Source organism: Bacillus sp. FSL W7-1034, from assembly GCF_038593365.1.
Taxonomy (GTDB): Bacteria; Bacillota; Bacilli; order Bacillales; family Bacillaceae; genus Bacillus; species Bacillus altitudinis.
Genome location: NZ_CP151989.1, coordinates 2,282,216 through 2,309,090, shown reverse-complemented (window position 1 = coordinate 2,309,090; position 26,875 = coordinate 2,282,216). Strand labels below are relative to the sequence as shown.

The 26,875-nt window shown below is 40.7% G+C and carries 32 protein-coding genes; 25 read left to right on the top strand and 7 right to left on the bottom strand.

All coding sequences use genetic code 11. The features are described from left to right. The first annotated feature begins 10 nt into the window (after positions 1–10). Together NST73_RS11895 and NST73_RS11890 are read left to right on the top strand one after the other, a co-directional pair. Entirely contained in the window at positions 11–1,330 is a 1,320-nt protein-coding gene (locus NST73_RS11895) for a DEAD/DEAH box helicase (RefSeq protein WP_024718822.1), read from the top strand. A gap of 9 nt (positions 1,331–1,339) precedes the next feature. Beyond that, on the top strand, positions 1,340–2,233 hold the full coding sequence (locus NST73_RS11890) for a deoxyribonuclease IV (RefSeq protein WP_017358005.1): 894 nt from the start codon (positions 1,340–1,342) through the stop codon (positions 2,231–2,233). Between the two features lie 49 nt (positions 2,234–2,282). Here the strand turns inward: NST73_RS11890 and NST73_RS11885 are convergent, their stop codons facing one another. After that, complete coding sequence (locus NST73_RS11885) at positions 2,283–2,537, bottom strand: DUF2624 domain-containing protein (protein WP_008342377.1); 255 nt, start codon at positions 2,535–2,537, stop codon at positions 2,283–2,285. 140 nt (positions 2,538–2,677) lie between these two features. Between NST73_RS11885 and NST73_RS11880 the strand changes: the two genes are divergently transcribed. The 5 genes from NST73_RS11880 to NST73_RS11860 all read left to right on the top strand — a co-directional run bounded on the left by NST73_RS11880 (position 2,678) and on the right by NST73_RS11860 (position 6,796). Further along, complete coding sequence (locus tag NST73_RS11880; protein WP_007501276.1) at positions 2,678–3,559, top strand: YitT family protein; 882 nt, start codon at positions 2,678–2,680, stop codon at positions 3,557–3,559. 136 nt (positions 3,560–3,695) lie between these two features. Continuing rightward, entirely contained in the window at positions 3,696–4,472 is a 777-nt protein-coding gene (locus NST73_RS11875; protein WP_008342368.1) for an ABC transporter ATP-binding protein, read from the top strand. Continuing rightward, a complete protein-coding gene (locus NST73_RS11870) occupies positions 4,472–5,332 on the top strand; it encodes a metal ABC transporter permease (RefSeq protein WP_007501274.1) in 861 nt (286 codons plus the stop codon). Before NST73_RS11875 ends, NST73_RS11870 begins: the two co-directional genes overlap by 1 nt. Further along, the gene (locus tag NST73_RS11865; protein WP_003217433.1) at positions 5,310–5,738 is read left to right on the top strand and encodes a Fur family transcriptional regulator; all 429 of its coding nucleotides are present in this window, start codon (positions 5,310–5,312) and stop codon (positions 5,736–5,738) included. Before NST73_RS11870 ends, NST73_RS11865 begins: the two co-directional genes overlap by 23 nt. Positions 5,739–5,878: 140 nt before the next feature. Beyond that, entirely contained in the window at positions 5,879–6,796 is a 918-nt protein-coding gene (locus tag NST73_RS11860; protein ID WP_284725471.1) for an ROK family protein, read from the top strand. Positions 6,797–7,023: 227 nt separating this feature from the next. Here the strand turns inward: NST73_RS11860 and NST73_RS11855 are convergent, their stop codons facing one another. Then, on the bottom strand, positions 7,024–7,602 hold the full coding sequence (locus tag NST73_RS11855) for a nucleotidase (protein WP_008342361.1): 579 nt from the start codon (positions 7,600–7,602) through the stop codon (positions 7,024–7,026). Between the two features lie 139 nt (positions 7,603–7,741). Here NST73_RS11855 and NST73_RS11850 point away from each other — a divergent pair, with 139 nt between their 5' ends. After that, entirely contained in the window at positions 7,742–8,104 is a 363-nt protein-coding gene (locus NST73_RS11850; protein WP_008342359.1) for a DUF308 domain-containing protein, read from the top strand. 47 nt (positions 8,105–8,151) lie between these two features. Here NST73_RS11850 and ispG read toward each other — a convergent pair whose 3' ends face one another. Together ispG and NST73_RS11840 are read right to left on the bottom strand one after the other, a co-directional pair. Continuing rightward, complete coding sequence (gene ispG, locus NST73_RS11845) at positions 8,152–9,267, bottom strand: flavodoxin-dependent (E)-4-hydroxy-3-methylbut-2-enyl-diphosphate synthase (protein WP_008342357.1); 1,116 nt, start codon at positions 9,265–9,267, stop codon at positions 8,152–8,154. 106 nt (positions 9,268–9,373) lie between these two features. After that, positions 9,374–9,676 carry a hypothetical protein gene (locus tag NST73_RS11840; RefSeq protein ID WP_007501268.1) on the bottom strand — a complete coding sequence of 101 codons (303 nt, stop codon included), beginning with the start codon at positions 9,674–9,676 and terminating at the stop codon, positions 9,374–9,376. A 190-nt stretch (positions 9,677–9,866) separates the two neighbouring features. Here NST73_RS11840 and NST73_RS11835 point away from each other — a divergent pair, with 190 nt between their 5' ends. Beyond that, positions 9,867–10,412 (top strand): GNAT family protein, encoded by a 546-nt coding sequence (locus NST73_RS11835; RefSeq protein ID WP_342499107.1) that lies wholly within the window; start codon positions 9,867–9,869, stop codon positions 10,410–10,412. Positions 10,413–10,451: 39 nt separating this feature from the next. Here the strand turns inward: NST73_RS11835 and NST73_RS11830 are convergent, their stop codons facing one another. Then, positions 10,452–11,204 (bottom strand): DUF1189 domain-containing protein, encoded by a 753-nt coding sequence (locus NST73_RS11830; RefSeq protein ID WP_342499106.1) that lies wholly within the window; start codon positions 11,202–11,204, stop codon positions 10,452–10,454. A 143-nt stretch (positions 11,205–11,347) separates the two neighbouring features. On the opposite strand from NST73_RS11830, the gene NST73_RS11825 reads away from it, so the two are divergent. The 9 genes from NST73_RS11825 to pstB (NST73_RS11785) all read left to right on the top strand — a co-directional run bounded on the left by NST73_RS11825 (position 11,348) and on the right by pstB (NST73_RS11785) (position 20,949). Next, a complete protein-coding gene (locus NST73_RS11825; RefSeq protein WP_007501265.1) occupies positions 11,348–11,833 on the top strand; it encodes a DUF456 domain-containing protein in 486 nt (161 codons plus the stop codon). Positions 11,834–12,016: 183 nt separating this feature from the next. Next, positions 12,017–12,625 (top strand): superoxide dismutase SodA, encoded by a 609-nt coding sequence (gene sodA / locus NST73_RS11820; RefSeq protein WP_007501264.1) that lies wholly within the window; start codon positions 12,017–12,019, stop codon positions 12,623–12,625. 123 nt (positions 12,626–12,748) lie between these two features. Continuing rightward, positions 12,749–14,035 carry an MFS transporter gene (locus NST73_RS11815; RefSeq protein ID WP_008342348.1) on the top strand — a complete coding sequence of 429 codons (1,287 nt, stop codon included), beginning with the start codon at positions 12,749–12,751 and terminating at the stop codon, positions 14,033–14,035. Positions 14,036–14,157: 122 nt separating this feature from the next. Continuing rightward, positions 14,158–16,293, top strand: a complete 2,136-nt coding sequence (locus NST73_RS11810) for a penicillin-binding protein 2 (protein ID WP_326110720.1) — start codon at positions 14,158–14,160, stop codon at positions 16,291–16,293. Between the two features lie 214 nt (positions 16,294–16,507). Then, a complete protein-coding gene (locus NST73_RS11805) occupies positions 16,508–17,425 on the top strand; it encodes a phosphate ABC transporter substrate-binding protein (protein WP_017367609.1) in 918 nt (305 codons plus the stop codon). 79 nt (positions 17,426–17,504) lie between these two features. Continuing rightward, positions 17,505–18,431 carry a phosphate ABC transporter permease subunit PstC gene (gene pstC / locus NST73_RS11800; RefSeq protein ID WP_017357999.1) on the top strand — a complete coding sequence of 309 codons (927 nt, stop codon included), beginning with the start codon at positions 17,505–17,507 and terminating at the stop codon, positions 18,429–18,431. Further along, positions 18,431–19,315, top strand: coding sequence for a phosphate ABC transporter permease PstA (gene pstA, locus NST73_RS11795; RefSeq protein WP_007501259.1), 885 nt, complete (start codon positions 18,431–18,433; stop codon positions 19,313–19,315). The genes pstC and pstA overlap by 1 nt, the downstream gene beginning before the upstream one ends. 32 nt (positions 19,316–19,347) lie before the next feature. After that, the gene (gene pstB / locus NST73_RS11790; RefSeq protein ID WP_186365908.1) at positions 19,348–20,151 is read left to right on the top strand and encodes a phosphate ABC transporter ATP-binding protein PstB; all 804 of its coding nucleotides are present in this window, start codon (positions 19,348–19,350) and stop codon (positions 20,149–20,151) included. 15 nt (positions 20,152–20,166) lie between these two features. Further along, positions 20,167–20,949 (top strand): phosphate ABC transporter ATP-binding protein PstB, encoded by a 783-nt coding sequence (gene pstB, locus NST73_RS11785; RefSeq protein ID WP_024422991.1) that lies wholly within the window; start codon positions 20,167–20,169, stop codon positions 20,947–20,949. A gap of 44 nt (positions 20,950–20,993) precedes the next feature. Here pstB (NST73_RS11785) and NST73_RS11780 read toward each other — a convergent pair whose 3' ends face one another. Together NST73_RS11780 and NST73_RS11775 are read right to left on the bottom strand one after the other, a co-directional pair. After that, complete coding sequence (locus tag NST73_RS11780) at positions 20,994–21,494, bottom strand: endolytic transglycosylase MltG (RefSeq protein ID WP_008342335.1); 501 nt, start codon at positions 21,492–21,494, stop codon at positions 20,994–20,996. Next, entirely contained in the window at positions 21,491–21,838 is a 348-nt protein-coding gene (locus tag NST73_RS11775) for a hypothetical protein (RefSeq protein ID WP_003217285.1), read from the bottom strand. Before NST73_RS11775 ends, NST73_RS11780 begins: the two co-directional genes overlap by 4 nt. 452 nt (positions 21,839–22,290) lie before the next feature. On the opposite strand from NST73_RS11775, the gene rpmG reads away from it, so the two are divergent. The 7 genes from rpmG (at position 22,291) to NST73_RS11740 (ending at position 26,741) form a co-directional block, all read left to right on the top strand. Beyond that, a complete protein-coding gene (rpmG, locus tag NST73_RS11770; RefSeq protein WP_008360061.1) occupies positions 22,291–22,440 on the top strand; it encodes a 50S ribosomal protein L33 in 150 nt (49 codons plus the stop codon). Between the two features lie 49 nt (positions 22,441–22,489). Continuing rightward, positions 22,490–23,050 carry a 5-formyltetrahydrofolate cyclo-ligase gene (locus tag NST73_RS11765; RefSeq protein WP_342499105.1) on the top strand — a complete coding sequence of 187 codons (561 nt, stop codon included), beginning with the start codon at positions 22,490–22,492 and terminating at the stop codon, positions 23,048–23,050. Between the two features lie 84 nt (positions 23,051–23,134). After that, on the top strand, positions 23,135–23,599 hold the full coding sequence (locus NST73_RS11760; protein ID WP_061419592.1) for a hypothetical protein: 465 nt from the start codon (positions 23,135–23,137) through the stop codon (positions 23,597–23,599). A gap of 102 nt (positions 23,600–23,701) precedes the next feature. After that, on the top strand, positions 23,702–23,875 hold the full coding sequence (locus NST73_RS11755) for a hypothetical protein (protein ID WP_017367602.1): 174 nt from the start codon (positions 23,702–23,704) through the stop codon (positions 23,873–23,875). 86 nt (positions 23,876–23,961) lie between these two features. Next, positions 23,962–25,500, top strand: a complete 1,539-nt coding sequence (locus NST73_RS11750) for a rhomboid family intramembrane serine protease (RefSeq protein ID WP_056705265.1) — start codon at positions 23,962–23,964, stop codon at positions 25,498–25,500. Positions 25,501–25,570: 70 nt separating this feature from the next. Continuing rightward, a complete protein-coding gene (locus tag NST73_RS11745) occupies positions 25,571–25,774 on the top strand; it encodes a YqgQ family protein (protein WP_008342322.1) in 204 nt (67 codons plus the stop codon). Between the two features lie 13 nt (positions 25,775–25,787). Continuing rightward, positions 25,788–26,741, top strand: a complete 954-nt coding sequence (locus NST73_RS11740; RefSeq protein WP_008342319.1) for an ROK family glucokinase — start codon at positions 25,788–25,790, stop codon at positions 26,739–26,741. Positions 26,742–26,875 lie beyond the last annotated feature (134 nt).

Genomic DNA, 26,875 nt, shown 5'->3' with positions numbered 1-26,875 from the left:
GAGTGAAAACATGAAAGAAACGAAATTTACGACATATGAATTAAAGTCTTTTATTATAGATGCTATTCATGAACTGGGCTTTTATGAGCCGACTGATATTCAAAAAAGAATCATACCTGCTGTTTTAAAAGGTGAAAGCGTGATTGGACAGTCTCAAACAGGGACAGGGAAAACCCATGCGTATTTATTGCCGCTTATTCATTCAATTGATCCAAGCAAAGAGCAAGTACAAGTGGTCATTACTGCACCGACACGAGAATTAGCGAATCAAATTTTTAAAGAAGCACAAACGATCTTAAAAAATACGCCTCCAGAAGAAGAAATCAAGGCAAAGCTTTACATTGGCGGAACGGACAAGCAGAAATCCATTCAAAAGTTAAAGAATCAGCCGCACTTAGTGGTCGGCACTCCTGGACGTATTGCTGATCTTATTCATGAGCAAGCGCTGAATGTGTACAAAGCAACATCTCTTGTCATTGATGAAGCCGACCTTATGCTGGATATGGGCTTTTTAGAAGATGTGGATCGTATTGGTTCACAAATGCCAGAACAGTTGCAAATGCTTGTGTTCTCAGCAACTATTCCAGAAAAATTAAAACCTTTCCTCAAAAAATATATGGATAATCCGAAATATGCACATGTTGAACCGAAACGCATTACGGCTGAAAACATTCAGCATATTTTAGTTCCATCTAAACAACGTGATAAATTAAAATTACTTCATGAAATGGTGACGAATGTACAGCCTTATTTAGGGATCATCTTTGCCAATACAAAATCAACTGTTGATGAAATTGCCTCATTCCTACAGGAAAAAGGAATGAAAATTGGGGTACTTCATGGTGGTTTAACGCCTCGTGAACGTAAAAAAGTGATGAAACAAATTGAAGATTTGGAGTTCACATATATTGTGGCATCTGATCTTGCTGCCCGTGGGATTGATATTAAGGGTGTCAGCCACGTGATTAACTATGAGCTCCCATCCGATCTTGATTTTTATGTTCACCGTGTGGGAAGAACGGCTCGCGCTGGTTCATCTGGCATTGCGATGACCATTTATGATCTTGCTGATGAGGATGCACTCGTTCAAATTGAAAAAATGGGTGTTGTGTTTGAAAACAAAACGATTGTTCATGGCGAATGGCGAGATGCAGATGATCGTTTGAAGCGTCAAAGACGTAAAAAAGCACCAAATGAAATTGAAGAAAAAGCAAAACGTCTTGTCAGAAAACCGAAAGCCGTCAAACCTGGATATAAAAAGAAAATGACACGTGAGATGGATAAGATCAAAAGACAAGAACGTAGAAAGTCAAAGCGTAACGGAAAGTAGGGGGACACATTGTTGAAGATTGGATCACATGTATCCATGAGCGGAAAACATATGCTACTTGCAGCGAGTGAGGAAGCTGCCTCTTATGGTTCAAATACTTTTATGATTTATACAGGTGCACCGCAAAATACGCGCCGTAAAAAAATTGAAGATCTCAATATTGAAGCTGGACAAGCGCATATGAAAGAGCATGGTATGACAGATATCGTCGTTCATGCACCGTATATTATCAATATTGGGAACACAGTGAATCCAGCGACATTTGAGCTTGGAGTGGACTTCCTTCGCTCTGAGATAGAGCGTACAGAAGCGCTAGGTGCAAGACAAATTGTTCTTCATCCAGGTGCGCATGTTGGAGCAGGTGCAGATGCTGGAATTCAAAAAATCATTGAAGGTCTCAATGAAGTCATTGTGAAGGGGCAGGAGGTTCAAATTGCGCTGGAAACAATGGCGGGAAAAGGATCAGAGTGTGGAAGAAGCTTTGAAGAGCTTGCCCAAATTATTGACGGTGTGACACATAACGAAGCACTTTCTGTTTGCTTTGATACGTGTCACACGCACGATGCAGGTTATCCCATTGTGAGTGATTTTGATGGAGTATTAGAAGAATTTGATCGAATTGTCGGGATCGACCGAATCAAAGTTCTTCATATTAATGATAGTAAAAATGTACAAGGCGCAAGAAAAGACCGACATGAAAATATCGGTTTTGGAGAAATTGGTTTTGATGCCCTGAGCTATATCGTTCATCATCCACAGCTTCAAGATGTGCCGAAGATTCTAGAAACGCCTTATGTAGGTGAAGATAAAAAGAACAAGAAACCACCTTATAAATTCGAAATTGCGATGCTGAAAGAAAAGCAATTTGATGAAGGTTTACTAGATAAGATTACGGGTCAATAAAAAGTGCATGCAATGTGATGAGGTGCCGCTAAATGCGGCCCTTTTTTGCCTAATTTGTGAATTGATTAAACAGATCATTGACGGTCTGTGCTGTCTGTTTAGACGTAATCGCTTCCACTTGCTTAAGCAGCCGGTTGCGCTCTGCATCGTTAAAAATATTGACGTTTTTCCCATTCATAAGTTTGGCGACCTCTGCAGCCTGATTGGATGTTAAGCTGACCCCATACTGTTTTGCATACCTTAACAAGTCATTTGCTGTGATCTGATTCAGACGCTGCAACACAATTTTTTGAATTAAAATCAATTCCATTCCTCCCCTCTGTATCAATGTATGGGCGAAAACGGAAAATGTGCAAAAAATTTTATTTTACTCTGTGAAATGATAAAATAGTAAAGTGAATAAAATGTTCATTGAAAACTAAACATGTGTAGAAGGGAGAACGTATGGCAAATAGTAAACAGCATAAAAAGGAATCAGTGCCTCATTTTATTTTGAGAATTTTTCTGATTCTAGTAGGAGCTGCATGTGCAGCAGTCAGCATTGAATTATTTTTAGTGCCAAACAATATTATTGATGGAGGCATCATCGGTATTTCGCTTATTTTGGATTATCTTTTTACGGATAACCCATTCATTAATTTTGCGACGATTGTTGTCATTTTAAATATTCCATTTATGATATCAGGATACAAACATATTGGGAAAACCTTCTTGATTTCCACTGTGATTGGGATAGTCAGCTTGGCCGTGATTGAATCTTCACTCCATCATGTAGAAGCATTTACGACGCAGCCGATTTTAGCTACTGTATTTGGAGGGCTGTTACTCGGGTTTGGCGTTGGGCTTGTGATACGGAATGGAGGCTCAATGGACGGAACGGAAATCTTAGGAATTCTTCTGACGAAAAAAATTCCTTTCTCCGTCGGTGAGTTTGTCATGATCGTCAATGTGTTCATTTTTATTTGGGCGGGCTTTGTCTTCGGACCGGAGCAAGCTATGTATTCTGTCATGACATATTATTTGGCAATGAAAACAATTGATGCTGTTATTCAAGGGCTTGATGAAACAAAAGCAGTCATTATCGTTTCGGATTATTATGATGAAATTTCAGATGCGATCCTTCATCGTCTCGGCAGGGGAACCACCAAGCTTAGAGGAAAAGGTGGCTATACCGATGAAGAAAAAGATGTCATTTACGCCGTCGTGACAAGACTTGAAATTACGAAGCTGAAATCTATCGTGTTTGAAATTGATGGTCAAGCCTTTATTACGATTATGGATACGCATGAAACAAAAGGCGGTAAATTCAAAACAGCCATTCATTAGCTTTTATTTTACTTTTTTATCTTTCTTTTATATAATGAAATATATGTATTGACAAAGAAAATGGCTTTTGCCATTTTCTTTTTGTTGTATAAATCGTAATCATTCTTTTTATATTGGATTAAAGGTGGAAAGATTTATGGCAAAGCCAATTATTGAAATGAAGGACATTTCGTATTCATATGGACAGCGAAATGTCATCGATCACATTCATTTAACAGTAGAGGAAGGAAACTTTCTAGCACTTGTTGGACCGAATGGATCTGGTAAAACAACCTTATTAAAATGCCTGCTTGGCTTGATTAAACCCCAGCAGGGAGAATTGAAGCTCTTTGGCACACCAGCTCAAAAATTTAAAGACTGGGATCAAATTGGATTTGTTTCTCAAAAGGCGAATAGCTTTAATACAGGGTTTCCTGCTTCTGTATACGAGGTCGTGGCAAGTGGTTTAACGGCGAAGATTGGTTTATTCAAACGCATGAGTAAGCAGGATAAGCTTCAAGTAGATGAGGCGATCCGCTCAGTTGGCATACAAGACTTAAAACATCAAAACATTGGTGAGCTTTCAGGCGGTCAGCAGCAGCGTACATTTATTGCCCGTGCACTCGTCAGTCAGCCGAAGCTGCTTATTTTAGATGAACCGACTGTAGGTGTAGACCAAAGAACAGTAGAGGGCTTTTATCAGCTGTTAGAAACATTGAACAAAGAAAAAGGAATGTCTTTAATTCTCGTTACACATGATGTAGGAACCGTTTCTGACAAAGTCACGCATGTGGCTTGTTTAAATCAGACACTTCATTTTCATGGAGATGCGGAAACGTTTGATTCGATGGATGATCAGGCGCTTTCTCAGTTTTACGGACATGACATTCAAGTGATTCATCACGATCATCACCATCATGGGGGACATGAATAATGCTATTTCCATTTTTTCATTATGAATTTTTACAAAATGCGTTTATCGCAGGTATGCTGATCGGCTTTATTGCGCCCTTACTTGGTGTATTTATTGTCGTGAGAAGGCTCTCTCTCATCGCAGATGCGCTTAGTCACGTGTCACTTGCTGGGATAGCGGCAAGTTTATTCCTTGATAAAAAGTTTGGACTTTTGACAGGGGTTAGCCCGCTTTACTTAGGAATGGCTTTTTCTGTGGCTGGCTCATTGTTTATCGAACGTCTGCGCTCTGTGTATAAACATTATCAGGAGCTGGCGATTCCCATTATTTTATCGGGTGGTATTGGGATCTCTGTTATTTTCATTTCACTTGCAAATGGTTTTAATACAGATTTGTTCAGTTATTTGTTCGGAAGTGTCAGTGCGGTTTCAAGACTCGATCTTTGGATTATTGTTGGGATCTCACTGGTCGTTGTATTAGTGGTTGTGCTCTTGTATAAAGAATTGTTTTTGCTTTCTTTTGATGAAGAACATGCGAAGGCTTCTGGTATTTCAGCTAAGTGGATTCATTTTATTTTTATTTTAGTCGTTGCACTTGTCATCGCAGCATCGATGCGTATTGTCGGTACACTCCTAGTGTCCGCACTCATGACACTGCCAGTTGCGGCAAGTATTCGGATTGCCAAAGGGTTTAAACAGGCGATTTTCCTTTCCATCTTATTTGGGGAATTGTCTGTCATGGTCGGCTTGATTTTAAGTTATTATCTTGATTTAGCGCCGGGTGGAACCATTGTGATGCTGTCTATCTTGATTTTAATCGGGTGTATTAGTATTGGGAAATTCAGAAGGGGGAATCATCATGAACGTACAAGAAGCGCTTGATTTATTAAAGGAAAAAGGCTATAAATATACAAGCAAACGTGAAGATATGCTTCAATTGTTTTCTGATTCTGATAAATACTTGACCGCTAAAAATGTATTAACAGCATTAAGTGAAGATTACCCAGGGCTTAGTTTTGATACGATTTATCGAAACCTGTCTTTATATGAAGATCTTGGGATATTAGAGACAACGGAATTATCAGGGGAGAAACTGTTCCGTTTTAAATGTTCGTTTTCCCACCATCATCATCACTTTATTTGTTTGACGTGTGGTAAAACAAAGGAAATCGACGCTTGCCCTATGGACAAGCTTGATGCTGATCTAGAGGATTATCACATTAGCGGACATAAATTTGAAATTTACGGAACGTGTCCTTCTTGCGAACCGAAAGAAGTTCATTCATGAAAGAAGCCAGCCGATGGGCTGGCTTTTTGTTTTGTGATCTTGAAAACGTTTTACAAAGGATAGCTGTTTCATTACAATGAGAACAATAGATCATCTATTGAAACATCATTGAGTCTTTTGAAATAGGGGAGTGGTCAAAGGTGGCGTATTATGTTGTTTTCGATGTAGGCGGAACAAAAACAAAGCATGGGGTCATGGATCGAAATGGTGAGCTGATCACGAGCGGCGACTACGTAACAAACTGCCGACAACTTGAGCCGTTTTTAGAGGACATGGAGAACGTGGTGAAAGAGTATCAAAGGACTTGGGATATCAAAGGGATTGCGATGAGTCTTCCGGGTTTTGTTGACAGTCAAACGGGTTATACGGAATTTGCAGGAGCGATTATTGCTTTAAATGGCCAAAATGTCAAAACGCTTTTGGAAGAAAAAACATCACTTCGTGTAGAAGTAGAAAATGATGCGAACTGTGCAGCTCTGGCTGAAAAATTTAGTGGTCATGCGAAAGAGTGTGACAGCTTTATATGTATGACGCTTGGGACTGGTGTCGGCGGTGGTATTTTTGCTGGTGGCGAGCTTGTGCGCGGTGCCTCTTTTCGCGGCGGTGAATTTGGTATGATGCTGACAGAAACAGAAAATGGTCAGTTTACCACACTCAACAGCAGTGCTTCGACAGCTGGATTGATACGAAGCTACAAAGAGCAGCAGGGCATTCCACAAAGTCAGCAAATCGACGGTCAAGAAATCTTTGAAAAAGCCAAGCATGATCCGGCCATTGAGAAGATGATCGATCAGTGGTACAAACGAATCGCAATTGGTATTTACAATGTGGCAACAGTTCTCAATCCAGAGAAAATCCTCATTGGCGGGGGCGTGAGTGCAAGGCCCGATTTGATTCCAAACATTGAGAAACATTTACATACTTTGCATGCATGGAAAAACATACAGGTGACACTGGAAACGTGCTATTACTTCAATCAGGCAGGTATGATGGGTGCACTTTATCATTTTTTAATAAAAGAAGGACATTATCGTACAATCAAAAAGTCGATACATTAAACGGATCGGCTTCAGCGTGTAGACAAACCGTCGCATTCTTTGTCAGTCCTGCGTGCCGGTGCTCACGAATGTCAAATTCGCTCCGCGCCAGTACTCGTCCTTCCTAGGGCTGCAAAGGTTTTCTATCACGCTGAAAAGAAGACAAAAGGCTAAAATCAAGTTCATTTTAGCCCTTTGTCAACAATCTGAAGCCGATACATTAAAAACGTATCGGCTTTTGATCTGTTTTAGTAAGCAGTTTGCAGTCGCTTTTCATACTGTTTGATCCATTGGGATGCTTCTTGCCAGTTATTAACGCGAATGATCCGTTCATCAATTGGCATTTGATTATACGGTGAGTTAAACAGAATCACTGGAATGTCAGCTTCTTTTGCAATCATTGTGGCATTGCCATGGTGATCTTCAAAAAACACATCGATCTTATGTTTTTGAACAGCTTCCACCTTATGATGTCCGCCAACAAGCTCGATATCGTCGTAATGGACATGGTTCTCCTCAAACCATTTGTAGGTGATGTCTGAGTGATGCTGCCTTCTGGCTGTGATATAAATCAATTGATGATGATGTTTCATTTGATTGAGGATTTCTTTTGCACCCTCGGCAGGCTTTGCCTGTTTATAAATAAGAGGCTCATACTCATTCATCCAGCCCCAAAATTCTTCATTTGAAATCTTTAAAAGCTTCGTCAAATCATATTCCGTCATATCATCTAGTGTGATGTCACATTGAAACGACTCATTTAAGTAGGGGACAAAGGTGTCCTGCGCCGTGACTGTGCCATCGATATCAATTCCTAAACGTAACATGCCCACACTCCTCATATTTATCCTCTTAAAGTGTAACATAATCAATTCACAATTCCAGCAAGTTTTAGCAAACATGAAACAGACATTTTTGCTCATACTAAAAAAGCTCCTTTCTATTAACCAAAAGGGGGAATTGATCATGGAAAGAGACGAAGATTTCAGAAGAAATGATCGTGAAATCGACACACACTTTAGTAATGATGATGGCTATTTAGAGGAAACAGCTGCTGAAATAGCAGAGCCATATCAAGCATCAAGAGATCGTGAAGACAGAAGAGAACGTGACCATGTAGGTGACGATTCAGGCAGTAAGGGGATAGGCTATACAGCACTCGCGATTGCGATTATCTCATTATTTGTCTTGCCGGTGCTATTAGGCGTAGCGGCAATCGTCGTTGGTTATATTGCAAGAAGAAAAGGAGCACATGCGCTTGGCGCGTGGTCAATCGGGATCGGAATCGTTTCCGTCATCCTCGGCATCTTTATCACCCCGTTCTTTTAACAGGACAGGAACAGAAAACGCCTGACAGTGATGTCAGGCGTTCTTTTTTATGCGTTCGCTTGTTTTGCTTTTTCAGCTTCCATTTTTGCATAATGTTCTTCAGCGATTTTATCGATTTCTTTTTTCAGTTCTTCGACCATTGTTTCTTCTGGCACTTTCCGAACGATTTCACCTTTGCGGAATAAGAGGCCTTCACCTCTAGCGCCAGCGATGCCGATATCAGCTTCACGCGCTTCACCTGGACCGTTTACAGCACATCCGAGAACAGCTACTTTGATCGGTGCTTTAATTTTAGAAATATATTCTTCGACTTCATTTGCAATGCTAATGAGGTCAATTTCAATTCGTCCACAAGTTGGACATGAGATGAGTGTTGCTGCATTTGATGCAAGGCCAAATGATTTTAATAATTCACGTGCCACTTTGACCTCTTCGACCGGGTCAGCACTTAATGAAATACGGAGTGTGTTACCAATCCCCATATTCAAGATTGCGCCAAGACCAGCTGCACTTTTGACCGTACCTGCAAATAACGTACCTGATTCTGTAATCCCAAGATGAAGAGGATAATCAAAGGCCTTTGCTGCTTTTTCGTATGCCTCAATCGCAAGGTTTACATCAGATGCTTTCATACTGACAATGATGTCATGAAAGTCTAGGTCTTCTAAAATTTTAATGTGATGCAGTGCACTTTCAACCATACCATCTGCTGTTGGATAGCCGTATTTATCAAGAATCTTTTTCTCGAGCGAACCAGCGTTTACCCCAATACGAATTGGAATGCCTTTTTCTTTTGCAGCTTTCACAACAGCTTCGACTTTTTCTCGTCTTCCGATGTTTCCTGGGTTGATACGAATTTTGTCTGCACCTGCTTCAATCGCTTTCAGTGCAAGCTTGTAGTCAAAATGAATGTCGACAACAAGGGGGATGTTGATTTGTTTTTTAATGTCCGCAATCGCATTTGCTGCACGCTCATCTGGGCATGCGACACGCACAATTTGACAGCCAGCTTCTTCTAAACGTTTAATTTCAGCTACTGTCGCTTCGACATCATGTGTTTTGGTTGTCGCCATACTTTGAATGACGACTTCATTGTTTCCACCTATAGTTAAAGGTCCCACTTTGACGGGACGCGTTTTTGTACGATGTGTGACTTCACTCACTTGTCAATCGCTCCTTAGTGTACATGCAATTCGTTTGCAGTGTACGACGTGTTTTACATCTCATATTGTAACAGTCTCTTTGTATGAATGACAAGGAATTAACGTTTTATCTCTTATAGACCGGAAACTTGTATGTGCTGCCTGCCCGAATTTCGTTCGCTTTGACGCCTTGATTCAGTGCTTCAAAGTCTTCGATCACTTCATCTAATGGCTTACTTGTATGCACGATAGAGACGACGGTTTGTCCTTGTTTAACAGTGACAGTTTTATATGCCTGTTTTTCAGCTGTTTGAAAGGCGCTGGCGGGAACAGCAGGGCCTTCCTGAACGGGGATCGTTCCATTTTTTAAATCAAAAAAGATAATAAAGAGGACAAACAAACTGACTAGTAAAAAAATAATTCGCCGCATTTTACTCACCGCTTTTAAGAGTTTACTTCAGATTATGCATGTCCCTGAGTTGATAGAACAAAAAAGAGTGAAAAAGCTAGGAAGGGTGGTTCTAGTGAGTTCTAGTATGACTTGTAAGTGAAAAAAGTTTGGAAAAAGCAATCCTAAGCCCTTTCTTTATTATGATAAAATCAAAACAGGGGGAGAGTATATGAAGAAAATCAGTCAGCATATATATGTAAGAACACTAACAGAAAGTGATGCAGAAGCACTATTAACACTTGAACGAGAAAACCGCACCTATTTTCAGCAATTTACACCTTTGGTTCAGGATGATTTTTTTACTGTACCTCGTCAAAAGGAACGGATTAACCGCAGTATGCAAAGGCGTGCAAAAGATGAAGCCTATATGCACGGTATTTTCTTAAATGAAACAGATGCATTAATTGGAACGATCTCACTCAATTCTGTTGAAAGAGGACCCATTCAAGGGGCTTTGCTTGGATATGTACTTGATGAAAAGCAAGGCGGGAAGGGGTATATGACAGAGGCGATTCGTTTGATTATCAATTATGCCTTTTATGAACTGTACCTTCACCGCATTGAGGCTGGCGTAAAACCATCTAACATTGGTTCCATTCGTGTGCTTGAGAAGACAGGGTTTGAAAATGAGGGACTTCATCGTAAAAAAGTAAAGATCAATGATAAGTGGGAGGATCACTATTTGTTTGCGATCATCCATCCAGATGAGTCATAGGGTCAAAACAAATAAAAAAGCTCCCCAAAATGAGGGAGCTTATTTTTTTGCAGGTATTTCTTTAACGACAAGATATAAGAAAATAAAGTTAATCACCCAATTTAATAAAAATGAGTTTGCAACCGGCGTGTTTAATGCACTCATGATGGCGAAAAAGACGGTTGTTAATGTGAGTGAATAGGCAGAGAGCTTCCAAAGCATTTGAAAGGACAGCTCTTTTTGCTGCATTCGTTTAATAAATGTGCCAAGCATGGCTAGGAATGTTGCGCTGATGAACATGAGAGCAGCAGTAGATAGGTACAGCAGGACACAAATGACAGGGATAATGATCGCTTGATTCTGGCTTGTGACGCTGGCAAGTTCATCTTTTGTGAGTGTTCCGCCAAGCAGCTGGTATGGAATATCTGTCATTTGTCCGTCAATGGCAATCACTGCTTTTTCTTTCAATAACGCAATGGCTGTTTGTTTTGATTCAAGCTCACTTGATTTTATTTTTTCAGCGGGATCAAAGATAATCGTGATGCCATTTTCTTCTTTTTCGATCGGTGTGCTTTGATCCGCTTGAAGCGTTCCTTTTTCAATGGAAAAGTCGGGTAAATCTTTTTTAATCACATGTTGAAATCCTGACATCGCATTTGAAATCTCTTGGCTCATATGATAGCCCTGGGGGACAGCTGCGATGATCGAAAGGATAAAGATGAATAAAATGGCCTTTCCAATCCCAGTAAAACGTGCTCTGGCAATATCTTTTGGTGAATAAATTCCTTTTAACAATAAACTAAATACGTTCAACCGATTCACTTCCTACATGCTTTTCTATTTCTCACATTGTATCAATGTCTATCCATCCAGTACAAGTACGGCCTTCATTACTGGTTAAGATAGAAGGAATGAGGCATAATGTATACAGCATATAAAAAGGAGGCGGCAGCGGATTGGACGTGCTGTATTGGATTTTGATCGGCTGTGCATTTATCATTGCGTTTGTGGGACTTGTCTATCCAATCATTCCTAGTGTGGTTTTCATGGTTCTTGGGTTTATTTTATATGGGCTCTTTTTTAGCTTTGAGAAATTGACGCTCACCTTTTGGCTCATTCAAGCCATGTTTACAGCTGTGTTATTTGCCGCGGATTATGTCTCCAATCTGATTGGGGTGAAACGCTTTGGCGGCAGCCGGGCGGCCATTTGGGGAAGTACCATTGGGCTTTTAGCCGGTCCTTTTGTGATTCCGATTGCTGGAATTATCATTGGTCCATTTATCGGCAGTGTCATCGCAGAGCTGCTCGTTCATCAAAAAGATCTGAAGACAAGTGTGAAAGTTGGGCTTGGCTCATTAATTGGTTTTGTGTCAGGCGTATTTGCAAAAGGGTTGATTCAAGCACTGATGCTGGGAATCTTTTTGTTTTATGTGCTTCGCTAAATGGAAAATCGGTGTTTAACACTCTTTCTGAAGGGTTAAATACAAAATAAACACTGAAATGTTTCAGATCATGAGCAATAACGTTGAAACAAGCCGTTTCTTTTGATACTCTTTGATTAGGGTGAATTGCTTGCTTACTAAGGAAGCATTTCAGTACATACATTTCTAAGGAGGAATTTAACCATGGCTTTTAAACTTCCAGAATTACCATATGCTTACGATGCATTAGAACCACATATTGACAAGGAAACAATGACGATTCACCACACAAAACACCATAACACTTATGTAACAAACTTAAACAAAGCAATCGAAGGTGTATCAGCTCTTGAAGATCAATCAATTGAAGAGCTAGTGGCTAACTTGAACTCTGTGCCTGAAAACATTCGTACAGCTGTACGTAACAATGGCGGAGGACATGCGAACCACTCATTATTCTGGACGCTTCTTTCACCAAACGGTGGCGGCGCACCAACTGGTGAACTTGCAGATGCGATCGAAAAAGAATTAGGCGGATTTGAAAAATTCAAATCTGATTTCGCTGCAGCAGCTGCAGGACGCTTTGGTTCTGGTTGGGCATGGCTTGTTGTGAACAATGGCAAACTTGAAATCACAAGCACACCAAACCAAGATTCTCCTTTAACTGAAGGAAAAACACCAATCCTAGGACTAGACGTTTGGGAGCATGCTTACTACCTAAACTACCAAAACCGTCGTCCTGATTACATTTCAGCATTCTGGAATGTTGTGAACTGGGATGAAGTGGCTCGCCTTTACAGCGAAGCTAAATAAATGATTTGATTTGAAAAGACCTGCTTCTCTCTGAGAGCGGGTCTTTTTATATTTTCCCTCCTTTTTTTACATATCTGCCTTTTGATGAGACAGACTATTGTGTAGAAAAGGAGAATGAATGATATGAGCAGATTAAAGAAAATGTTCGGGGATATGGATGTCACAAGAGATTTATTGCTCCTCCTCACGATTGGCGGATTATACGCACTTGCGATTGCGCTTTCGAATACGTTTGTGAACGTGTATTTATGGAAACAGTCTGGGCGATTTACAGACCTTGCGATTTATAACTTGGCGATAGTTGTCCTTCAGCCCATTACCTTTTTATTTGCTGGTCGGCTCGCTAAAAAAATAGATCGTGCATTTGTCCTTCGTTTCGGTGTCATCTTCTTAGCCGCTTTTTACTTAATTGTTCTCATGGCAGGAGAGCAAGCGGCAGCTCGGCTCGTGTTATTAGGCAGTGTGCTTGGAATCGGCTATGGTTTTTACTGGCTTGCCTTTAACGTGCTTACTTTTGAAATTACTGAACCTGAAACAAGGGATTTCTTTAATGGATTTTTAGGAGTGCTTACCTCTACAGCTGGTATGATTGGGCCGCTCATTGCAGGAATTGTGATTTCTCAATTAACGGATGATACAGGCTATACAGTGATTTTCACTTTATCGCTTTTTTTGTTTTCATTAGCGGTTGTGATGAGTTTTTTCCTCAAGAGGAGACAATCAAAAGGAAAATTTATCATTAAGCAAATTTGGAAAGAGCGCCATGCGGACGAGAATTGGCGTAAAATCACAACTGCTCACTTTTTTCAGGGGCTCCGTGAAGGCGTGTTTGTCTTTTTAATCAGTGTCTTTGTGTTTATTGCAACAAACAGTGAGCTTGCTTTAGGCACATTTGGTCTAGTCAATTCAGGTGTTGCCTTTTTCGCCTATTTTTTTGCTACCCGTTTGATTAAGAAAAAATGGCGCAAAAAAGCGATTATGTTTGGCGGGCTTATTTTATACGGCGCTTTATTTTTAATCGTCTTTCACTTGTCCTATGTATCACTGCTTATGTACGCTGTAGCCATTGCGATCGGCTACCCGCTTCTGCTTGTTCCGTATGTCTCTTTAACTTACGATGTCATCGGTCATGCCAGATATGCAAGAAAAGCCCGAATTGAATATATTGTCGTCAGAGAACTATTTTTAAATGCAGGGCGTATTTGTTCGATTGTCTTTTTTCTTTTATCTGTCACCTTACTGGGCGATCGGCTTGGGATTCCTGCGTCACTTGTCGTACTCGGAGCGGGGCACACCCTTATTTATTATTTTGTAAAGGACATTCATTTAAAAGAGAAAACAGCTGATATAGAAGAGGCTGACGGTCAAAAGCCTGTTTCTCAAACGAACCTTATGAAGGGAGAAAGGTAAAATTTCTTACCAATGGAACATCAAATTTCTAGATAAATGATAGAAAAACCGCTAAAATGATGATGGCACCTTTTATACACAAAAAGGGGTGCCATTTCTTTCTTGATAGAAAAGGTGATGTGATGAGAAACAAGAAAAACAAAAAAGACGCGAAGGAAGGGCGCAAAACACTTCCGATCCGGCTGAATTTATTATTTTTAGCTGCGTTCATTATTTTTACCGGTGTTGTGGTCAGACTCGGTTTTGTGCAGATTGTGAATGGAGAAGATTATAAAAAGCAGGCAGAAAAACAAGAAGACGTAAATGTCAGCTCATCTGCTCCGCGCGGAAAAATTTATGATCGAAACTATAACACGATTGTCAGCAATAAAGCGCTAAATGCCATTACATATACGAGAACCTCGACGACTTCACAAGAAGAGCGGCTCAAAGTGGCAACAAAATTAGCGGATATGATTCACGTAAGTACGAAGAAAATCACAGATCGTGATAAAAAAGATTTCTGGATCTTAACCCATCCGAATGAAGCGAAAAAGCTTGTTCAAAAAGAAGCCGATTTAAAGGGTGACGATAAGGTCTCTGATGATAAACTATACGAGCTCCAGCTGAAACGCATCACAGACAAGGAATTAAATCAACTGACGAAAAAAGATTTGCAAGTGCTTGCGATTAAAAGACAAATGGATGCAGGCTATGCACTTACGCCTCAATTCATTAAAAATGAAGATGTAAAACCAAGTGAAATTGCTTACGTCTCTGAGCATTTGGACGAGCTGCCAGGTGTAGATGTCACAACAGACTGGTCACGCAGCTATCCTTATAAAGGACTGCTCCGCAGTATGCTCGGCAGTGTGTCTTCAAGTGATGAAGGTCTTCCGTCGTCACTGCTTGAACATTATCTATCACTCGGCTACAGCCGAAATGATCGTGTAGGAAAAAGCTATCTTGAATATCAATATGAAGATGTCCTGCAAGGTCAAAAAGAAAAAGAACAAAGTACAACGGATAAAGAAGGCAATGTCACAAGCTCTAAAGTGTTAACAGAAGGAAAGAGCGGGAAAGACCTTGTGCTGACGATTGATATTCAGCTGCAAAAAGCGGTGGAAAAAATCATCGAAAAGAACTTGAAAAGTGCGAAGCAAAGAGGTGGCACAGAACTTCTTGATCGTGCGTTTGTTGTCATGATGGACCCGAGAAATGGGGAAGTGCTCTCGATTGCGGGTAAACAGATTACCAATAAGAATGGGACATACAAATTTGATGACTATGCACTAGGAACGATGACATCATCATATGCGATGGGATCAGCAGTAAAAGGGGCAACTGTGCTGACAGGTTATAAAACAGGCGTCCTTCATATTGGAAGCACCCAATACGATGAACCGCTATATATCGCTCAGTCACCGCCGAAAAAATCCTATCAAAATATGGGACTCATTAATGATTTAACCGCACTAGAACGTTCATCAAACGTGTATATGTTTAAAACAGCGATTGCAATTGGGAAAGGGGAATATCGTAAGAATCAGCCGCTCCCAATTGATACAAAGGCGTTTGATACGTTCCGTTACAATTTTAGTAAATTTGGTCTTGGAGTGGAGACAGGTATTGACCTGCCAAACGAAGCAACTGGCTATCGTGGAACGTCTACACAATCCGGTCTCTTACTTGACTATGCGATTGGACAATATGACACGTTTACACCGCTGCAAATGGCGCAATACGTCTCAACGATTGCCAATGGCGGCTATCGTTTACGTCCTCAGCTCGTAAAAGAAGTGAGAGAGCCAGATCCGCAAAGAGGCATTGGGGCTGTAACAGAGTCCATCAAGCCGGATGTACTGAATAAGCTCGATATGACAAGTGATGAGATCAAACGCGTACAGCAAGGATTCAAGCTTGTGATGCAGAACCCAAGAGGGACAGCATATTCGAACTTTGGCAACAAAAAATACAATCCAGCTGGCAAAACAGGGACCGCTCAATCATTCTATGACGGCCCGATTAAAAGCAAACGCGGCACACCAACGTATAACACAACACTTGTTGCGTATGCGCCTGCTGATAATCCAGAAGTAGCGATTTCAGTTGTCGTGCCTTGGGTGTATCAAGATTACAACCAGCGCTATCCGATTACAAATGATATTGGTGAACAAGTATTAGACAAGTACTTTGAACTGAAATCAAAACAGGAAAGCAATGATACACAAGCGAAGAACAAAAACAAAATTGAAAATGAAGCAGAAACAAATAACTAGACCTTTTCTAGGTAAAAACGCTCACTTTTTGTGGGCGTTTTTTTATATTTTCTTCAAACTTTTCGATATAAATTGACAAAAATCATAAAAAACCCCGCAATTTCTCTACAAATCTTCGACATTTACAAAACCTTAACATTCCATTTAAACGAAATTAATAAAGAACCTTTAATGTATTACTCGTAGGACAAATTATTCAGGGGGTATTCTTGAAATGAAAAAGAACAAATTATGGCTGCTTACTTTCCTTACTATCGCATTGTTAGCATTCGTCACAGCATGCGGAAACAGCAGCTCAAGCGGAGATTCAAAAGACAGTAAAGGAAATGCTTCAAACAAAGATGAGGCATCAGGTTCCATTACCATCTCAGGATCATCTGCGATGCAGCCTTTAGTTCTTGCGGCAGCAGAAAAATTCATGGATAAACATCCAAAAGCCGATATTCAAGTACAAGCCGGCGGTTCAGGAACAGGACTTTCTCAAGTATCAGAAGGATCTGTACAAATTGGGAACTCAGATGTATTCGCAGAAGAGAAAGACGGAATCGACGCAAAAGCTTTAAAAGACCACAAAGTAGCAGTTGTTGGAATGGCGGCAGCTGTTAACCCTGAAGTTGGTGTCAAAGACATCACAAAGGACGAATTGAAAAAAATCTTCACTGGTAAAATCAAAAACTGGAAAGAGCTTGGCGGGAAAGACCAAAAAATCACACTTGTGAACAGACCAGACTCATCAGGAACTCGTGCAACATTTGTGAAATATGCACTTGACGGCGCGACACCTGCAGAAGGAATCACAGAGGATTCTTCAAACACAGTGAAAAAGTTGATTGCAGAAACACCAGGTGCGATTGGGTACCTAGCATTCTCCTATTTAACAGATGACAAAATTACACCGCTTAGCATTGATGGTGTGAAACCAGAAGAAAGCAATGTAGAAAGCGGTAAATATACAATTTGGGCATACGAGCACTCTTATACAAAAGGTGAGCCAGAAGGTTTAGCAAAACAATTTTTAGATTACTTGATGAGTGACGAAGTACAAAAAGAAATCGTTAAAGACCAAGGCTACATCTCAGTCTCTAATATGAAAGTAGAAAGAGACGCAACAGGCAAACAAACAGATAAGTAAAAGGTCTTGAATTGATGATGAAGGAAAAGTGGAGCTTTTCACTTTTCCTTTTATGACATTCATAGGAGTGTAGAAAAAGATGAAACAGATAGAACATACAGAAGCGAGCGATCGACTGATCAGCTCGAAAAAAAATAGGCAAATGGATGAAGTAAGAGGAAGTATTTTGGTGAAATTTTGCGCATTCTTAATGATTGCTGTATCAATTGCCATCACAATCTTCCTTGGCATTAAGGGTTTACAATCTTTCATCGTAAATGGTGTAAGCCCAATTGAGTTCTTAACCAGTATCAATTGGAACCCTACAGCAGAAAATCCGCAATACGGCGCATTTCCATTTATCTTTGGATCAATCGCTGTCACGCTTCTATCAGCACTCATAGCAGCACCGCTAGGCATCGCAGGAGCGATCTTCATGACAGAAATTGCGCCTGCATGGGGACGGAAAATTCTCCAGCCAGTGATTGAACTGCTTGTAGGGATTCCATCCGTTGTTTACGGATTCATAGGTCTTACAGTATTGGTGCCGTTTATTGGACACTTTAAGTCAAGCGGTTCAGGGCACAGTGTGTTAGCAGGAACGATTGTCCTGTCTATTATGATTCTGCCAACTGTTACATCCATTGCAACTGATGCAATGGCTTCACTTCCAAAAAGTTTACGTGAGGGATCGTATGCATTAGGCGCAACAAGATGGCAAACGATCAGACGTGTTCTTGTACCGGCAGCGCTGCCAACATTAATGACAGCGGTCGTGCTTGGAATGGCAAGAGCATTTGGAGAAGCCCTTGCCGTTCAGATGGTCATTGGAAACACGCGTAATCTACCAGAAAGTATTATGGACACAGCTGGTACATTAACAACCATTATTACGTTAAACATGGGACATACAACGTATGGAAGTGTTGAAAACAATACACTTTGGTCAATGGGACTTGTCCTTCTAGTTGTATCATTTATGTTCATACTCATTATCAGATACTTGTCATCTAGGAGGAAGATTTAATGAATAGCAAAATGACCGATCGTTTTGCCACAATCGTTTTTGGATTATGTGCCGCCATTATTACGGCGATACTTGTTGGCTTGTTTTCTTATATCATCTTCAACGGTGCCAAAGAATTAAATTTTGACTTTTTGACCACCCGCTCAAGTGCGATTGGCTCTGGTGGCGGTATTAGGGATCAGCTGTTTAACTCGTTTTACATTCTATTTATTACGATGCTGTTTACCGTGCCTCTTGGCGTGGGCGGCGGGGTGTACATGGCAGAATATGCACCTCAAAACAAAGTGACTGATTTTATTCGTACATGTATTGAAGTGTTATCGTCTCTGCCATCGATCGTCATCGGTATGTTTGGTTTGCTGATGTTTGTTAATTTAACAGGATGGGGCTATACGATTATCGGAGGAGCCCTTGCGCTGACTGTCTTTAATCTGCCAGTGATGGTCAGGGTGACAGAAGATGCACTTCGATCTGTACCGAAGGATCAAAAGGAAGCATCGCTTGCGCTCGGTGTGACAAAGTGGCATACAGTGAAGACGGTTCTGATCCCAGGTGCGATTCCATCCATTATTACCGGAGCGATTTTAGCATCGGGAAGAGTTTTCGGTGAGGCGGCTGCTCTTCTTTTCACAGCAGGTCTTTCAACACCGCGTCTTGATTTTACAAACTGGAGTCCTTTCTCCGATACGTCACCACTCAATATTTTTAGACCGGCAGAAACATTAGCCGTTCATATATGGAACGTCAATACACAGGGGATTATTCCAGATGCAGAGGCCATTGCAAATGGTGCATCAGCCGTACTTGTGCTCTCTGTATTAGTATTCAACTTAGCAGCTAGATGGCTTGGTTCATTTATTCATAAGAAGCTTACGTCAAAATAAATAGTGAGAGGTGTGAAGGGGATATGGTTCAAATGCTAGCAGAAAAAAAAGAGATTGCAGCAAAAAAGGCTCCACTTCAAGCGGAACAGATTCTACAGGTGCAGGATTTAAGTATTTATTATGGTGAAAAAAAAGCAGTCAATCAAATTTCATTTGAAATTGAAAAAAATGCAATTACGGCATTAATCGGCCCATCAGGGTGCGGAAAATCGACTTTTTTACGCAGCATTAACCGCATGAACGACCTAATTCCAGGTGCACGAAGTGAAGGGGCGATCATGTACGAAGGGTTAAATATTTTGGATGACCGTATTAATGTGGTGAATTTAAGAAGAGAAATCGGGATGGTCTTCCAAAAGCCAAATCCATTTCCTAAATCTATCTACAACAACATTACGCATGCGCTAAAATATGCGGGTGAAAAAAGGAAATCAGTGCTTGATGATGCCGTAGAAGAAAGCTTAACAAAGGCAGCGCTATGGGATGAGGTCAAAGATCGCTTGCACCGCTCTGCTTTATCATTATCAGGCGGCCAGCAGCAGCGCCTCTGTATTGCACGTACCCTTGCGATGAAACCTAGCGTGCTTTTATTAGATGAACCGGCTTCTGCCTTAGACCCGATCTCAAATGCAAAAATTGAAGAACTATTATCGGAATTAAAACATGATTATTCGATTGTCATTGTCACACACAATATGCAGCAAGCGTTACGTGTATCTGATCATACAGCCTTTTTCCTGAACGGTGATCTAGTGGAATACGATGCGACTGAACGTATCTTTACACGTCCTGCGCAGCAAAAAACAGAAGACTATATTAATGGTCGATTCGGATAAGGCGGGTGGATTTTGATGAATGCAGTAGCAACTGAAACAGCCAAAAAAGAAGTGTTTCGTGTGAATGATATGAACCTTTGGTACGGACAGCATCACGCACTGAAGCATATTGATTTAGACATTAAAGAGCATGAGGTCACAGCGATTATCGGTCCGTCCGGCTGCGGAAAGTCAACATTTATAAAGACCTTAAATCTCATGGTCAAAACAGTGCCAGGTGTGAAAATCACCGGGGATATGATGTATAACGGTGACAATATTTTAAAAGGCCGTGTCGATCTAGTGGAACTGCGTAAAAACGTCGGGATGGTCTTTCAAAAAGGAAACCCATTCCCTCAATCTATCTTTGATAATGTCGTCTACGGGCCAAGAATTCACGGGGTGAAGAGCAAGCAGCAATTGAAAGAAATCGCTGAAAAAGCGCTTCGTGATGTTGCCCTTTGGGATGAAGTGAAAGATCGATTAAATGCGCCTGCATTAGGTCTTTCCGGCGGTCAGCAGCAGCGTCTTTGTATCGCAAGAGCCATTGCCACAAGCCCGGATATTCTATTAATGGATGAACCAACATCTGCGCTTGATCCTGTTTCAACATTAAAGATTGAAGAATTAATCATGAAACTGAAAGAGAAATATACGATTGCCATTGTGACGCATAATATGCAGCAAGCGGCAAGGGTATCAGACCGAACAGCGTTCTTTTTGATGGGCGAGCTTGTTGAGGTCAATGATACGAATGTGATGTTCTCAGAGCCAAATGATCAAAGAACAAATGATTATATATCAGGACGATTTGGATAATCAAAAACCCCCTGGAGGTCAATGCCGCCAGGGGGTTTTTGATGTTATTTTGTTAAGGCTTTGACAATTTGTTTAAATGTCATACCTGTTTTTAAATTGAATTTGCCGGCACGAATTTCTTTATGGTAGCCTGCGTCTATCACGTAATCATTAAAATCTTTAGACGAGTTGATGATTCCGTCCTTTTCAAGCATGTCTGAAACATCACTTGTGCTCATACCGTTTTTAATCACGAATTTAACCGTTTTGCCTTTTGGTTTGTCCGTTGTTTGTTTATCGTTCTGAGAATCGCCGTCTTCATTTGCTTTCAGCGCTTTTTCTTTATAATCAAGAAGTTGTTGATATGTTTCACGGCTGACGGAGACTTCTTTTTTAGAGTCTAAGTAATTTTTCACGTCAGTGTCTGTCACTTTCGCTGCGAGGGTTTCTTTTGTTGTAGAATCAGCTGCCGCTTCATCTTTTCCAGTAAGGAAAAAGACGATCGCCAGAACACCAGTTGCAAGAATCATACCTGCTGCAAACGTTTGGATGCTTTTTTTCGTCATACAAGCACCCTCTCGTTGTCTTTAATGATCATGTTCACATCTTCTACAGATACATGCTCAGCGCGCGCAATCGCCTCAGGAGACATGCCATTTTGATGCTTTGAAATGATTTGTCTTGCAATAGATGGATCAATTTCTGAATGCTTGCGGACAACGATGTTTGTTTCAAGCAATTCTTCTTCAAGAACCTTCATTTTCTTTTTCAGTTTATAGATTTCTTGCATTGCAGATAGTTGAAGTGTTTCAAGTTCCTGTTCGACTTCTTTAATCGGCTCTCTTTGAAAATATGAGAATGCGATCAGTACAATACTGACAACAAGCAATCCGATAATTGCAATTTCCATGTTTCATCACCTTTTATTCATATTTTAATGCTGAAAGCCAAAAAAGGCTCTCATGATTGTTTCAGACAGTTTTCGACCCTTCTTTTTTATACCATAAAAAAGCTAGTTTCAAAAGGAATTGCTGAAAAAATCACCTTTTTTTCATCATTTTTCTTTTTATAGGGAAACCAAGTATGAAAACCTTGCCCGCTGTTAAAATAAAAGAAGACGGATCAGATGAAAAAAAGCTGTGGAACAAAGAGGGGGTTCTCATGTATACAGTACGACAAAGAACGTGTTTTTATAGGGGAGAAGGCGATTTTTCATCACATGACCAGACCAATATGGATCAGGATGCGGGTGGAATGCATTGAAAAATGAAATTGGTGAAAAAACATTCTAGCATTCCTTAGCTAGAAGTGGTATTATAGTTAGGTCTGAATGTGAATTGATTTTAGTTTGGAGGGAAAAACATGCGCGTAAATATTACTCTAGCTTGCACTGAATGCGGTGAGCGTAACTATATTACTAAAAAGAATAAGCGAAACAATCCAGATCGCGTTGAATTCAAAAAGTATTGCTCACGTGATAAAAAACAAACTTTACATCGTGAAACAAAGTAAGCAGCAGGGAATTTTCCTGCTGTTTTTTTATGATGGGAGATGAACCTGTATGAAAAAGGAGCTCCGCCTTCAAACATTGGCCATGCTTGATCAGATAAGCGCTGAAGAGTTCAATCGCCACGCTTCTCTACTTCATGAACACGTGTTGCAACTGCCAGAATGGAAACAGGCGAAAACGATTGCTTTGACTATGTCTAGGGGAAAAGAAATACCGACAATGCCTCTGATTGAAAAAGCGTGGGAAGAAGGAAAAACAGTTTGTATTCCCACCTGTTTTCCGAAAACAAAAGAGATGGTGTTTTATGAATATACACCCGAAACAAAGATGACATCCAGCTATTTTGGGCTATTGGAGCCAGACCCTCTTGAGTCTACAGCTGTACATAAAGAAGCCATTGATTTGATCATTGTCCCTGGGGTGTGCTTCGATCAACGTGGTTACCGGATTGGGTTTGGTGGGGGCTATTATGATCGCTACTTAGCGGACTACCACGGCGTAACCATTGCCCTTTGTTTGTCTTTACAGCAGACGAGTCATATTCCGGCTGAAGCGCACGACATACCGGTGTCTATGATTGTCAGTGAAAAAGGTACGTTATATCAAAAGTGAAAGCCCGCTCATTGTCCAAAAACGGGCTTTTTGTGTTGAGATCGTTTCATTAGCTCATGGCATTTTAGCTAGCAGGAGTCATATATGAAAAAATTTCGAGGAAAGAAAAGATACTTCCGTAATTTGTGGGAGGAAGTGAATACTTTTGACTTACAACTTGATCATGATTATTGGTTCGATTTTTTTCATACCCATCTTGATTTTTGGGGTGTTGGGAAAAATAGCTTGAAAATAAGAAGAGAGCATATTAAAGCTCATGTCGCCTTGTACAATAGAACACTCAAGCTGCTTGAAGGTTTTGAAAAGCCATATCAAACATGGATTAGTATTTACGAACAAGATCCTGCATTAGACGCAGTATATATCCATACACCAAATCCAAACGATCACAACTTCCCGCATAAGATCGAAGAGTTAGAGTGGAATGGTAAACTGCCTCATACGTTCAAGGATTTGATTGACCTTCAACAATTTGATGTAGCTTATCTTCAAACAGAGTATGGAGAAGAGTTTTATATTCAATCAAAAGAACATGGGATTAGGCTGTGAAAACTGATTAATAAAAGACGCGCCATTGTCAGCGATAAAAATGATGGTTCATGCATAAACAAATCCTATTTAAGCCACGATACGAACATAGGAGGGAATATGATGAATAAAATGATTTGGAGCATTGTGTTCACACTGTTTGCATTCGTTCTTGTGCAAAATCGTTATCGGCTCATGAATTTGATCTTAGGTCAAAACCAAGTGCGTCACTTTTTTATTAAATGGCTGATGAAAATCCCATATTTTCGGACGAAATTTATTCGCCAAGCATTCTAATCCCGCAAAAGCCGGGATTTTTTTGTTGAGAAATGCGTATAAGAGTAATTCTTGCTATAATAATGTAAAAAATGGAGCGCGAATGAATGAATGTCATAGATAGTCTATTTTGGCGAGTGATTGATGAACTCAGACAAAAAGGATACGAGATGATTCAAAGTCCGTACCCAGAAGATGAAATCTTTTTTGAAGCACCACGAAACTCAGGATATGATCTCATCCGTCTCTATAGAAGAGATGTGAATTTTAGACAGGAGATCGTTCGAGATATGGAAGAGCAGGCCTTTCGGATGAATCAGTTGAGAGAAGCCATGCGTAAACGTTCTCTCCATCTCCTGCAGCTACAATTTACAGCTGATCATCCAGTAGATGATTGGGAAGACATAAACGGTCAACCGCAAAAACAACAAAAGGTGACGGTGACACCTGTTTTACTGAATGAAGAAACCCTTCAAAACGATGGACACGAGCTGCAAAAATGGCTGAATACATCACTCTCGATTGATGTAGAAGAGGCGAAGGCAGATACAGCCGAAAATGTGATGCAGCTTAAAATGAACGTGCTTCAGGCATTTCAAGATCAGGAAAAGCAACGTGAACGAGAACGGGCCGTTTTTCAAAATGGCAGACCGATTTTTACCTACTTGTTAATCGCAGTTCAAGTGGTGATGTTTCTTTTACTTGAATTATCTGGTGGAAGTACAAATACAGCCACTTTAACAGCATTCGGTGCGAAAAATAATGTGCTGATTTTAGAGGGTGAATGGTGGCGTTTTGTGACACCTATGTTTTTACACATTGGTTTGACGCATTTACTCTTTAATACATTTGCTCTTTGGTCCGTTGGAGCAGCTGTTGAGAGAATTTATGGTTCAGGAAGATTTTTGCTGATTTATTTAGTTTCCGGCATCTTTGGCTCCATAGCGAGTTTTGTGTTTAATACAGCCATCGCAGCAGGAGCATCAGGTGCGATCTTTGGCTGTTTAGGCGCATTGCTATATTTAGCGATCTCTAACCGGAAGCTCTTCTTTCGTACAATGGGGACAAATATTATTGTGATTATCCTCATCAATTTAGGGATAGGTTTCACTGTATCAGGGATTGATAATGCAGGGCATCTTGGGGGGCTCGCTGGGGGATTTTTAGCCGCTTTAGCGGTCCGTCTTCCTAAACAGTTTCAGCCTGTCAAAATGCTTCTTGCTAGTTTTCTTCTCCTCCTTATTGGCGGCTTTGGATTGTATACAGGGTTTCATTCAGACGATCAAAAAGAAGCGGCGGCAACTAGCGAGGCAGCGAGTTTATTTGATGAAAAGAACTATAGCGAAGCAAGTCAGCGTCTAGAGGAATATGTAAAGCAAAAGGATGCCTCAGCTGAAGCACTTCATATATATGCGCTTTCCGAAGCACAGCTTGGACATCTTGACAAGGCCATTGAGTATTTGCAAAAGTCGCTTGAAAAAGATCCAAATGAGCCGAATAAATTGTATCACTTATCGTTGTTGTATGTAGAAAAAGGCGAGACAGCGGAAGCAGACGACTTCATCGAAAAAGCATTAAAACAAGATCCGCAAAATGACCAATTTTTAAAGTTGAAACAATATATTGAAAACACTCAAACACGTTGAATGACTTGACTGAAAGCGTATTTATGAATACGCTTATCCTATCTGTTGATTTAGAGAAATGGTGAAAATAATGAAAACGTTATATGATGTACAGCAGCTGCTCATGAGATTTGGAAATTACGTGTATTTCGGAGATCGTGAAGTGGAATTAGAATTTATGGCAGATGAATTGAAGGAAATGTACACATCGGGCATCATCGATCGAACTGAATGGTCAAACGCAATGACCATCCTTCAAATGGAACTAGCTAAATTAAATCGAAAAACAATGTGAAGGTGGAGGACATATGACAGGGGATTGGTTTGTAGGAGTTGATCTTGGCGGTACGACAATTAAGCTTGCGTTTATTAATCTTTATGGTGAAATTCAGCATAAGTGGGAGATTCCTACGGATAAATCTGGGCAGACAATTACAGTCGACATTGCCAAGTCAATTGACCATAAACTAGTTGAGATCAGCATGCCGAAATCAGCCCTAATTGGGATCGGTATGGGGGCACCTGGACCAGTGGATAAAGTATCCGGAATTGTCTATAAAACAACGAATCTGGGCTGGACAAACTATCCCTTGAAAGACCATTTAGAGGCAGAGACAGGACTTCCATCTGTCATCGAAAATGATGCGAACATTGCTGCACTCGGTGAAATGTGGAAGGGTGCAGGTGATGGCGCCAAAAACATCCTGATGGTTACACTGGGCACAGGGGTTGGCGGCGGTATTATTGTCAATGGAGAAGTGGTTCAAGGCGAAACAGGTGCTGGTGGAGAAATTGGTCATATTTGTGCCGTTCCATTTCAAGGAGCACCATGTAACTGCGGGAGAACAGGCTGTATTGAAACCATTGCGTCTGCCACAGGGATCGTCCGAATCGCAAAAGATACATTACAAACAAAGAGCCATACATCATCACTTGGCTCACTTACTTCGCTGTCTGCAAAGGATGTATTTGAGGCAGCAGAAAACGGAGACGAACTTGGGATGCATGTCGTAGATGAAGTAACAACCCATCTTGGTCTTGTCCTTGCGAATCTAGCCAGTGCCTTAAACCCAACAAAAATCGTCATTGGCGGCGGTGTATCTAAAGCGGGCGAGCTTCTTCGCAGTAAAGTAGAGCGTGTCGTCAAACATCATGCCTTCCCGCCATGTGCTGAGGATGTTGAAGTGGTGATTGCCTCACTAGGAAACGATGCAGGCGTGATCGGCGGTGCATGGATGGCAAAAAACAAGTGGCTGTCTTGAACAAAAATGTCATAATGATGTCATTTTTATTAAAATCAGCGATAGATAGGCATGAAATTGAATGTTTAGCATATTCATAAGTTTGTCATGGGGAAAAAGACATTGATTTTCCAGCATAGACAGGATAAGATATA

Coding starts and splice junctions, on each gene's coding strand:
- NST73_RS11805 (WP_017367609.1), top strand. CDS start 16,508: ATGAAAAAGAACAAATTATGGCTGCTTACTTTCCTTACTATCGCATTG.
- NST73_RS11760 (WP_061419592.1), top strand. CDS start 23,135: ATGAAAAAATTTCGAGGAAAGAAAAGATACTTCCGTAATTTGTGGGAG.
- pstA (WP_007501259.1), top strand. CDS start 18,431: ATGAATAGCAAAATGACCGATCGTTTTGCCACAATCGTTTTTGGATTA.
- NST73_RS11780 (WP_008342335.1), bottom strand. CDS start 21,494: ATGACGAAAAAAAGCATCCAAACGTTTGCAGCAGGTATGATTCTTGCA.
- NST73_RS11880 (WP_007501276.1), top strand. CDS start 2,678: ATGGCAAATAGTAAACAGCATAAAAAGGAATCAGTGCCTCATTTTATT.
- NST73_RS11745 (WP_008342322.1), top strand. CDS start 25,571: ATGAAAACGTTATATGATGTACAGCAGCTGCTCATGAGATTTGGAAAT.
- NST73_RS11865 (WP_003217433.1), top strand. CDS start 5,310: ATGAACGTACAAGAAGCGCTTGATTTATTAAAGGAAAAAGGCTATAAA.
- NST73_RS11810 (WP_326110720.1), top strand. CDS start 14,158: ATGAGAAACAAGAAAAACAAAAAAGACGCGAAGGAAGGGCGCAAAACA.
- NST73_RS11840 (WP_007501268.1), bottom strand. CDS start 9,676: ATGCGGCGAATTATTTTTTTACTAGTCAGTTTGTTTGTCCTCTTTATT.
- NST73_RS11750 (WP_056705265.1), top strand. CDS start 23,962: ATGAATGTCATAGATAGTCTATTTTGGCGAGTGATTGATGAACTCAGA.
- NST73_RS11895 (WP_024718822.1), top strand. CDS start 11: ATGAAAGAAACGAAATTTACGACATATGAATTAAAGTCTTTTATTATA.
- NST73_RS11855 (WP_008342361.1), bottom strand. CDS start 7,602: ATGTTACGTTTAGGAATTGATATCGATGGCACAGTCACGGCGCAGGAC.
- NST73_RS11755 (WP_017367602.1), top strand. CDS start 23,702: ATGAATAAAATGATTTGGAGCATTGTGTTCACACTGTTTGCATTCGTT.
- NST73_RS11815 (WP_008342348.1), top strand. CDS start 12,749: ATGAGCAGATTAAAGAAAATGTTCGGGGATATGGATGTCACAAGAGAT.
- rpmG (WP_008360061.1), top strand. CDS start 22,291: ATGCGCGTAAATATTACTCTAGCTTGCACTGAATGCGGTGAGCGTAAC.
- NST73_RS11850 (WP_008342359.1), top strand. CDS start 7,742: ATGGAAAGAGACGAAGATTTCAGAAGAAATGATCGTGAAATCGACACA.
- pstB (WP_186365908.1), top strand. CDS start 19,348: ATGCTAGCAGAAAAAAAAGAGATTGCAGCAAAAAAGGCTCCACTTCAA.
- pstB (WP_024422991.1), top strand. CDS start 20,167: ATGAATGCAGTAGCAACTGAAACAGCCAAAAAAGAAGTGTTTCGTGTG.
- sodA (WP_007501264.1), top strand. CDS start 12,017: ATGGCTTTTAAACTTCCAGAATTACCATATGCTTACGATGCATTAGAA.
- NST73_RS11740 (WP_008342319.1), top strand. CDS start 25,788: ATGACAGGGGATTGGTTTGTAGGAGTTGATCTTGGCGGTACGACAATT.
- NST73_RS11765 (WP_342499105.1), top strand. CDS start 22,490: ATGAAAAAGGAGCTCCGCCTTCAAACATTGGCCATGCTTGATCAGATA.
- NST73_RS11870 (WP_007501274.1), top strand. CDS start 4,472: ATGCTATTTCCATTTTTTCATTATGAATTTTTACAAAATGCGTTTATC.
- NST73_RS11875 (WP_008342368.1), top strand. CDS start 3,696: ATGGCAAAGCCAATTATTGAAATGAAGGACATTTCGTATTCATATGGA.
- NST73_RS11775 (WP_003217285.1), bottom strand. CDS start 21,838: ATGGAAATTGCAATTATCGGATTGCTTGTTGTCAGTATTGTACTGATC.
- pstC (WP_017357999.1), top strand. CDS start 17,505: ATGAAACAGATAGAACATACAGAAGCGAGCGATCGACTGATCAGCTCG.
- NST73_RS11835 (WP_342499107.1), top strand. CDS start 9,867: ATGAAGAAAATCAGTCAGCATATATATGTAAGAACACTAACAGAAAGT.